The organism is Streptomyces sp. NPDC035033 (assembly GCF_040636735.1).
In the GTDB taxonomy this organism is placed as follows: domain Bacteria; phylum Actinomycetota; class Actinomycetes; order Streptomycetales; family Streptomycetaceae; genus Streptomyces.
This window is the reverse complement of record NZ_JBEZUZ010000159.1, coordinates 1-8584: the sequence shown is the minus strand read 5'-3', so window position 1 is coordinate 8584 and position 8584 is coordinate 1. Positions and strand designations below refer to the sequence as shown.

The window sequence follows — 8584 nt, the reverse complement described above, 5'->3', positions numbered from 1 at the left end:
GGCGGCGCGCCGCGCTCCAGCCGGTCGGCCGCGGCGGCCGCCCGCGCCTTGAGCTCCGCCGGCATCGGCGCGTAGCCGGGCGGCAGTTCGCCGGGGGCGACCCCCTGCTTCTGACCGGGTCCCGCCGCGTACCGCACCATCCGCGCGTAGTCCTTGCGGGCGTCGGCGGGCAGGCCGGTGGAGGCCACGGCGTAGCCGACCACCGTCAGCGGGTAGGCGCCCTTCCGCGTCCCGGCCGGGTCGGGGGCGAGGACGCCGGGCACGGACGAGTCCCCGAACTGCTCGACGGCCGCGAGCATGGCGCTCGTCGTGGGGAGGACGTAGGTGCCGTCCGCGTTCGGCAGGGCCGCGACCTGGAGCTGGTAGCGGGCGGCCGAGGCGGCGTCGGTGAGGCCGTAGGCCCGGCGGGCGCCGGGCAGGACGTCGGCGGTGACGAGCTTCAGCTCGCCGGAGAGCGGGTCGAGGTTCGCGTCGTCCTTGGACCCGTTGGTGCCCCGCCGGACCCACCGGGCGACGTCGTGCATGTCGCTCGCGTACGGGGAGCGGTCGAGGAGCCCGTAGGCGATGCGCTTCTCCCCGGTCAGGTCGGTCAGCTCGGTGAGGGTCGGGTCGGCCTTGGGGAAGTCGTCGCCGCCGGCCGTGGCGAGCGCGAGGTCCTCGAAGTGGGAATTGACCTTCATTCCCCAGGGGTCGGGTTTCCCTTCGAGGAAGGCGCGCGCTTCCTTGTCGCCGCCCAGGTATTTCCAGACCACGCGCACGACGTCCGAGCGCTCGGCGGAGAGGAGAATTCCGCCGGGATAGTTCATGACGGCCTGGGGGACGCGCTCGAATTCCGGGTTCAGCCTCAGGAATTCCGGGTCCTTGACGATGGACTCCGGATTTCCCTTCAGGTGGTCGGGAACGGGCGCCTTGTCGGTCAGTTCGCGCACGTCGTAGGGGTACGAGGCGGTCAGCAGCTTCGCCAGGAGCCGCGGGTTCAGCTTCAGGTCCTTCACGAGCCCCATCCGGTCGGCCTCCCAGTAGAAGCCGACGGTGAGGGCGCTGACGGCTACGGGGGCGTGCACGAAGCCCGCCTTCTCACCGCCCGGGACGGGTTCGACGGTGAAGCCGAGGCCGGGTGAGGTGGACGTCGGGGACAGCAGGCCGGAGCGGGTCAGTTCCTCGCCGCGCTGGGTGAAGGTGAAGCGGGTGGCGCCGCCGGAGCAGAGGGCCGCCTGCCAGGAGGTGACGGCGTCCGTGACCAGCTCGGAGCCGCTCGTGCGGCGCTCGGTCCGGTCCGTGGGGCAGGGGTCGCCGACGGGCAGGAAGTCGAGGGGGAAGACGATCCGCTGGTTCCAGTGGGTGGTGGACAGCGGCGAGGTGTGCGGGCGCCCGTTGTTGCCGGTCGAGCCGTCCGGCTCGTGGGAGCCCCGGGGCACCACGACGAGCCAGCAGCTCCGGCCGCGGGCCGCCGCTCCGGTGCCGACGGGGTCGCCGCAGCCGAGGTGCGGGGCCTCCCGGGTGGTCTGGAGGTTGAAGGCCGTCTCGCCCGTGCCGTCGACCTGGGTGCGGGCGAAGTTCTCCTCGTTGGTGTCGCTGGGGTTGAAGTAGGTCCAGTCGTTGAGCGAGGTCGTCGCGGGGCCGGAGACGGGCGTGAAGGGGACGAAGGGGTCGGTCGTCTGCCCGGGGACGCCCGGGTACGGGATCGGCTCGTCGTACTCCGTCTCCAGCGGGTCGGAGCCGACGGGGATCAGCCGCTGGGCGATGAACGAGCCGTAGTTGCCGTTCCCGGGGCCGATGCGGGAGGCGCCGTACTGGCACTGCTCCCGCTTCGGCCCCGCCGGGTCGTCGCCCCAGCACTGCATGATCTGGAGGTAGTCCGTGGCGGTGCCCTGCGTCGGCTTCCCGCCCTTCCAGGTCACCCGCAGGCCCTGGCCCCGCAGGTTCCTCGTCTGGTGGACGGTCACCTCCAGGCCGGAGAAGTCGTCGTGCGGGCCCTTGGTGCCGCGCTTGGTGACGGCGGAGCTCCCGGGGCCGGTCGCGGCGGCCGCGGAGGGGTCCCGGGGCAGCGGGAGCAGGGCGAGGACGAGGGCGGCGAGGAGGGCGCCGAGGCCCGTGGCGCGGGCGCGTCCGTGCTTCATCGGGTGCCTCCCCGGCGTGCGGCGCGGTTCGTCATGAAGCGGCCGACGAGCGGCGGGACGATGACGGTGGCGAGGAGCAGGAAGGCCGAGAGGACCATCAGCAGGCCGCGCAGGCCGGCGCCGGTGTCGGCGGCGAGGGTGACGGGGGTGCCGGCGACGGGGCCGCCGCCGAAGGCGCCGCCCCCGGTGTCGCCGCCCGCCGCGCCCGCGCCGCCGTCCGTGAGGATCTCACCGGTGTCGGGGTCGACGACGGCCCCGCCGGAGCCGGATCCCGCCGCCGTGCCGGCCGTGGACCCGCCGGTTCCGGTGGCGTCGGCCGCTCCGGTGCCGCCCGCGCCGGAGCCCGTACCCGGTCCCGTACCCGCTCCGGCGCCCGGACCCGGGCCTCCGCCCGTGGCGGCGCCGCCGGAGCCGCCGCCCGTGCCGCCGCCCGTACCGGCCCCGGTGGTGCCGGTGGTGCCGGAGCCGCCGGACGCCGTCCCGCCGGAGGCCGGACCGCCGCCCGTACCGCCTCCGCCCGCGACCGGCGTGGCCGTGCCGCGGGCGCCGCCCGTGCCGTCGGCGCACTGCCGCGGGCCCTGCCGGTCGCAGTCCTTCGGCCGCGGGGCGTTCCTGGCGAGGGTGTTGGTGCCGTCGGCGGAGAAGGTGGGGTTGCGGCAGGAGGAGAGGTCGACGGCGCCGGTGGGGGCGCCGGGGATGCGGCGGACCTGGTCGAAGCCGGCCTGGACGAGGTTCTTCGGCAGCGGCGAGTAGCCGAGCTCCTCGGCCTGCTGCTGGCCCTCGCAGAGGAAGTAGCGGGCGAAGGTGCCGAGCGAACGGCCCTTCTCGGTGGTGTGCGGGGCGGTCTGCGAGGTGGGGACGATCATGTAGCTGTAGCTGGAGAGCGGGTACGCGCGGGAGTCGGGCGAGCGGTAGACGTCGTCGAGGATCTGGGTGAGGTGGTCCGGGGACGACCGGTCGGTGTTGATGCGGGCCTTCAGCAGGGCCACGGCGACCGCCTGGGCGGTCGGCTCGACGTAGTGGCCGGACCGGTTGAGGACCTTGACGACCGGGAAGTGCGCGTTGATCGCGTACGAGTACTCGACGTAGGTGATCGCGCCCTCGCCCTGCGGCTGGCGGACGTGGGCCGAGACGCCGAGCGAGCCGGACTTGGCGACCGTGGTCGTGCCGGGCACGACCGGGAAGTAGGAGGTCATGCCGCAGGGGGTGGAGCGGCCGGCGCGGCGGCAGTGGTCGTTCCAGACCGCGCCGTGCTCCTTGGCGAGCCAGGTGGTGAACTGGGCGGTGGTGCCCGAGCCGTCGGAGCGGACGACGGGCACGATCCGGCGGGCCGGGAGGGTGAGGCCGGGGTTGTCGGCCTTGATCTCGGGCGCGTTCCACATGGTCAGCCGCCCGGTGAAGATCTTCGCGAGGACCGGGCCGGAGAGGCGCAGGTTGGTGACCTGGCGGCCGCCGATGCGGAGGTTGTACATGAAGGCGGTGCCGCCGGCGACGATCGGCATGTAGGCGTAGCCGCGGCGCGGCGGCACGTCGGTGGCGCCGCCGTCGGTGAGGCCGTAGGGGATCTCGGAGACGGCGAAGTCGACGGTGCCGTTCTTGAACTGCTCGCGGCCCTGCGAGGAGCCGTTGGCGTTGAAGTTGACGGTCAGTCCGATGTTGGCGCCGATGTTGCGGCGCCACTGCTCGACGGCGTTGGAGCTCCAGGTGGAGCCGGAGCCGGTGATCTTGGTGTAGCCGGCGGCCTGGGCCGCGGGCGGGCCCGCGAGGAGGGCGAGCAGCGCGCAGAGCGCGGTGGTCAGGCCCAGGAGGGTGCGGGTGAGCGGGACGGGCGGTCTCACGACGTGCTCCTCGGGGGGACGGATCGGAGGGCGGTACGGGCTTCGCCGGCGGCGGCCCCGGCCGGGCCGGAGGCGGCGAAGCGGGCCGCGTCCGCGCGGGAGGCGGCGGCCCTGCGCCGTTCCTGGCGCTTCGTCAGCTGCCCCGGGCCGCGCCCGCCGGCGATCCGGGCGAGCACGAAGAGCAGCAGGACGAGGAGCATCAGCACGGCGGCGGTGCCGAAACCGCGGGCGATCATGTTCGGTTCGGGCGACTTGACGAGTTCGAAGGTGGCGAGCGGCAGGGAGACCTGGGCGCCGGAGGTCGGCAGCGCGTTCAGCTCGGCGGTGAAACCGGCGGTGAGCAGCACCGGCGAGGTCTCCCCCACCCCGCGGGCGGTGCCGAGGATGACGGCGGTGGTGAGGCCGGAGCGGGCGGTGGGCAGCACGACGTGCCACACCGTGCGCCAGCGGGAGGCGCCCATGGCGTACGAGGCCTCGCGCAGGGTGCCGGGGACGAGCCGGATGACGACGTCCGAGGCGCGGATGATGATCGGCAGCATCATCACGGAGAGGGCGAGGGCGGCGGCGAGGCCGGAGCGCTCCATGCCGAGGGCCAGGATGACGGTGGCGTAGACGAACAGGCCCGCGACGATCGACGGCAGCGCGGTCATCGCCTCGACGATCGTGCGCACCAGGCGGGCGAAGGGGCCGGGGACCTCGTTGAGGAAGACCGCGCAGACGACGCCGGCGGGGACGGTGAGGACGAGCGCGATGCCGACCTGTTCGAGGGTGCCGACGACGGCGTGCAGGACGCCGCCGGTGTCGAGCGGTTCGAGGGGCCCGGCGAGGCTCATGTCCTCGGTGAAGAAGTTCAGGTGGACGAGGGCCTCGCGGCCCTCCCAGAGGGTGAAGGCGACGACGAAGACGAGGACGGCGAGGAGGACGAGTCCGAGGGTGCGGACGACGACGCCGGCGATCCGGTCGCGGACGGCGGGGCCGTCCTCGTCGAAGGAGACCAGCAGGGCGTAGAGGCCGAGGAAGAGGGCGTACGCGACGAGGACGAAGCCGACGGTGCCGGTGAAGGGCAGCAGCCGGGCGAAGAGCAGCCAGGTCAGCGCGAGGGCGGCGGCCGCGGCGCCGAGGACGGCGTACACGTCGGTGGGGCGCGGGCCGCCGGTGGCGCGGCGCCGTTCGGGGCCGGCCGGCGGGGCCTGCTCGACGGGCGGCCGCGGCGCCGCCCGCTCCGGGGCGATGGTCATGGGGTCTCCCCTGTTACGCGTCGCTGGTGGCGCCGGAGCGGCTGCGGGCGACGATGGACGAGGCGGCGAAGTTGACGATCAGGGTCATGACGAAGAGCGCGAAGCCGGCCGCCATCAGGGCGGACATGCCGAAGGCGGTGGCCTCGCCGTAGCGCAGGGCGATGAGCGAGGAGACCGAGCTGGTGCCGGTCTGGAGGACGTGCCACTGGATCGTGAAGACCTGCGAGATGACCATGTAGACGGCGATGGTCTCGCCGAGGGCGCGGCCGAGGCCGAGCATGGTGCCGCCGATCATGCCGCCCTTGCCGAAGGGCAGGACGACGGAGCGGATCATGCCCCAGCGGGTGGCGCCGAGCGCGTACGCGCCCTCGCGCTCGCCGGCGGGGGCCTGGGAGAAGACCTCGCGCATGATCGAGCAGATGATCGGCGCCACCATCATCGCGACGACGAGCCCGGCGACGAAGGTGGAGGAGGTGTAGACGGTGGGCGGGGCGAGCGGGTCGTCCGGGTCGGCGCCGTCGACGCGGAGGAAGGGGATCCAGCCGAAGTACGCGGAGATCCAGCGGGCGATCGGCAGGATCGATTCCTCCAGCCAGAACACCCCCCACAGGCCGTAGACGACGGAGGGCACGGCGGCCATCAGGTCGACGGTGGAGATCAGGGTGCGGCGCAGCCGGGGCGGGGCGTACTCGGAGATGTAGAGCGCGGCGCCGGTGGCGAGCGGCACGGCGACGACGATCGCGACGAGGGCGATGAGGACCGTGCCGAGGAGGACGGCGGCGATGCCGAAGTTCCCGGCGTCGGGCTCCCAGTTCTCGGTGGTGAGGAAGGAGCCGCCGGCCCGGTCGAGGGCCTGCCAGGCGCGGTGCAGCAGGAAGCCGCCGACGAGGAGCATCACGGCGAGGACGAGGCCGCCGCCGGTGCGGGCGACGCCGCGGAAGACCCGGTCGGCGGGGCCGGGGTCGGCGTGCAGCCGTCTCGGCGTGTCGGGCGGCAGGTCGGGCCGCGCGTCGGGGGCGCCGGGCGGCGCGGTCGGGTCGGTCGTCTCGGTCGTCACGGGAAGGACGTAAGTCCCGCCCGGTTGACGGGTGCGGCGCGCCGTGTGAACGAGAGGCGCCCGCGAGGCAACTTCCGTTCACCATAAGGCGGTCGAGGCCCACTGCGCGGCCTCGGCGGCCAGCAGCGAGCGGAAGCGCTCGTAGGAGGAGCGGCAGGTGGAGTGGCGCTCGTACGCCCTCCCGGAGAGGGCGGCGGTACGGCCCTCGGCGTCGCGCAGCAGCCAGACCCAGCCGTTGCCGCCCGCGGTGTGCTGCACCCCGCCCCCCATGCCGGCGTGCCCCGCGCACAGCGCCGCGAACGCGGCCCGGCAGGCGGCGTGGTCGGCGAAGCGCTGCCCCGAGCGGGCCACCACCCGTCCGTTCTGCGCGACGAGCCGCCAGCCGTAGCGTCCGTCGGCTCTGACGTCGACCAGACAACGCGTCCCGGACACACCGGTGCCCTTGGTCATTGCCCCCACCCCCACAGTCTCGGCACGGGCAATCTATTGACGCCGCCGGGATCGTTGGGCGCTAAACCAACCGGGGAGGACATGCTTCACCCCGCCGTTGCCCCTAGGACACCGGCGGGGTGAGGGGGTGCGGGCGGCCGGTCAGCCGGTCGCGGCGAGCACCACGAGGAGGACCAGGCCGGCCACGGCCGGGACGATGATCTCGTACGCCCAGCGGATCTGCGGCGCGCCCTGCGCCCCGGGCCGGCCCCGGTGGCGCTCGGCCATCTCCCGCAGGTCGGCCACGTTCTGGTCGCCGGCCGCGACGCGCGCGGCGGAGTCCCGGACGTCGGCGGTGACCGAGGTGCGGCCGTGGGGGTCGTCCTGGGAGGCGCGGGCGGCCTGGCGCGCGGCCTTCTTCCGCTGCCGCAGCGAGACGGGCACGGCCCACAGCTGGTACTTGGCGCCCTCCTGCGTGAAGACCTCGCTGGAGTAGCCGGCCCGGACGTCGGCGACCGAGGCCCAGGGCAGCAGGATCGCGCGGAAGGGGTTGCGGATCCGGAGCCGGTCCTCGTTGGCGTACACGGCGGGCCGGAGGGTGAAGGCGACGATCAGCGGCACGGCGAGCAGGAGCCCGGCCAGCGCCAGCCAGGGCGCCCGGCCCTCGCCGCGCACCACCGCGTCGATCACGACGACGAGTGCCAGGGCGAGCAGGAAGACGCCTCCCGCGATGCCGAAGGAGGAGCGGAAGACACGGTCGGCGGAGGTCGGCTCGGGGGTCGGCCCGGGGGCCGGCTCGGGGGTCGTCATGCCGCCGATTCTGCCTCAGGAGGTGCCGGGGGGCTCGGGCGCCCCGCTCGCGGGCGGGGCGGGCGCGGGCGGGCCGGGCTCAGGCGGGGCGGGTGGCGGTGAGGTCCGCGTACAGGATGATGTTGTCCGGCCGGTGGCCGTCGACGAGCGCGCCGCCGCAGGTGATGATCCGCAGCTCGGGGCGGCGGGTGTCGCCGTAGACCTTCTCGGTGGGGAAGGCGTCCTTGTCGACCTGTTCCAGCTCGCGGACGCGGAAGACGGCGGTGGTGCCGTCGGCGCGGGTCACGGTGACCTCGTCGCCGACCCGCACCGCGGCGACGTCCTTGAGGACGGCCGGGCCGCGCGCGGTGTCGAAGTGGCCGATGAGGACGGCGGGGCCGGTCTCTCCGGGCGTGACGCCCTTGCCGTACCAGCCGATCCGGTCGGCGTCCGCGACCGAGGGCACCTCGACGGTGCCGTCGGCGTTGAGGCCGAGCTCCAGGACCGGGCGGGCGTCGACCCCGGCGGCGGGCAGCCGGACCCGGACCGGCAGCGAGCGGGCCAGCGGCCGGACCGGGGCGGCGCTCCCCGACGGGGCCGGCGCGGCGGTCTCGGTGACGCGGGCGGGCGGGGTGGCCGCGGGCCCGTTCCCGGCGGCCGAGCAGCCGGCGAGCGCGACGAGCGGGGCCAGGAGGAGGACGGAGGCGGTGCGGAGGCGGGCGCGGCGACGGTTCACGGGAGGCTCCGGACGGGACGGGGTGCGGCCGGCCGCCGCGCGGGACGCGGCGGCCGGCCTCGGGATGGTGCTCCGGCTCGGGTCGGGGGCGCGGAGCGGGTCAGACGCGGCCGGCGGCCCGGCGGCGGCGCAGGACCACGAGGCCGAGCCCGGCGGCGGCCAGCGAGGCGGCGGCACCGGCCGCGACCGGCGCGGCGGAGCCGTCCCCGGCGGCGAACTCGGCGCCGGCCGCGACCCCGCCCCGCGGGACGACGGAGGTCTGGCCGCCCTGCGGGGCGGCGGCCGCGGCCCCCCCCGGGGGGGGCGGCGGGAGGGGGCACACGCAGCGGAGGTTAGGGTTGGGGTTGGGGGGTGCGGTGTGGTCGCCCGCGGGGGTG

7 protein-coding genes and 1 pseudogene are annotated in these 8584 nt (G+C 75.1%); all 8 read right to left on the bottom strand.

The features are described 5' to 3' along the window. A partial coding sequence (locus AB0E83_RS34200; protein ID WP_362120520.1) for a hypothetical protein occupies positions 1–2120 on the bottom strand: 2120 nt, incomplete at its 3' end. Continuing rightward, positions 2117–3958 carry a phosphate ABC transporter substrate-binding protein PstS gene (gene pstS / locus AB0E83_RS34195; protein ID WP_362120518.1) on the bottom strand — a complete coding sequence of 614 codons (1842 nt, stop codon included), beginning with the start codon at positions 3956–3958 and terminating at the stop codon, positions 2117–2119. The genes AB0E83_RS34200 and pstS, both read right to left, overlap by 4 nt. After that, positions 3955–5196: a phosphate ABC transporter permease PstA gene (gene pstA, locus AB0E83_RS34190; protein ID WP_362120517.1), complete on the bottom strand. Its 1242-nt coding sequence runs from the start codon at positions 5194–5196 to the stop codon at positions 3955–3957. The genes pstS and pstA overlap by 4 nt, the downstream gene beginning before the upstream one ends. 13 nt (positions 5197–5209) lie before the next feature. Then, positions 5210–6253 carry a phosphate ABC transporter permease subunit PstC gene (gene pstC / locus AB0E83_RS34185; RefSeq protein WP_362120515.1) on the bottom strand — a complete coding sequence of 348 codons (1044 nt, stop codon included), beginning with the start codon at positions 6251–6253 and terminating at the stop codon, positions 5210–5212. A gap of 78 nt (positions 6254–6331) precedes the next feature. Continuing rightward, positions 6332–6703: a DUF1508 domain-containing protein gene (locus tag AB0E83_RS34180; protein WP_362120513.1), complete on the bottom strand. Its 372-nt coding sequence runs from the start codon at positions 6701–6703 to the stop codon at positions 6332–6334. A 141-nt stretch (positions 6704–6844) separates the two neighbouring features. Next, positions 6845–7492, bottom strand: a complete 648-nt coding sequence (locus AB0E83_RS34175; protein WP_362120511.1) for a PH domain-containing protein — start codon at positions 7490–7492, stop codon at positions 6845–6847. A 79-nt stretch (positions 7493–7571) separates the two neighbouring features. After that, positions 7572–8207, bottom strand: a complete 636-nt coding sequence (locus AB0E83_RS34170; RefSeq protein WP_362120509.1) for a class F sortase — start codon at positions 8205–8207, stop codon at positions 7572–7574. Between the two features lie 100 nt (positions 8208–8307). Further along, a pseudogene (locus tag AB0E83_RS34165) lies at positions 8308–8584 on the bottom strand (hypothetical protein); the annotation flags it as partial.

Coding starts and splice junctions, on each gene's coding strand:
- pstA (WP_362120517.1), bottom strand. CDS start 5,196: ATGACCATCGCCCCGGAGCGGGCGGCGCCGCGGCCGCCCGTCGAGCAG.
- AB0E83_RS34180 (WP_362120513.1), bottom strand. CDS start 6,703: ATGACCAAGGGCACCGGTGTGTCCGGGACGCGTTGTCTGGTCGACGTC.
- AB0E83_RS34175 (WP_362120511.1), bottom strand. CDS start 7,492: ATGACGACCCCCGAGCCGGCCCCCGGGCCGACCCCCGAGCCGACCTCC.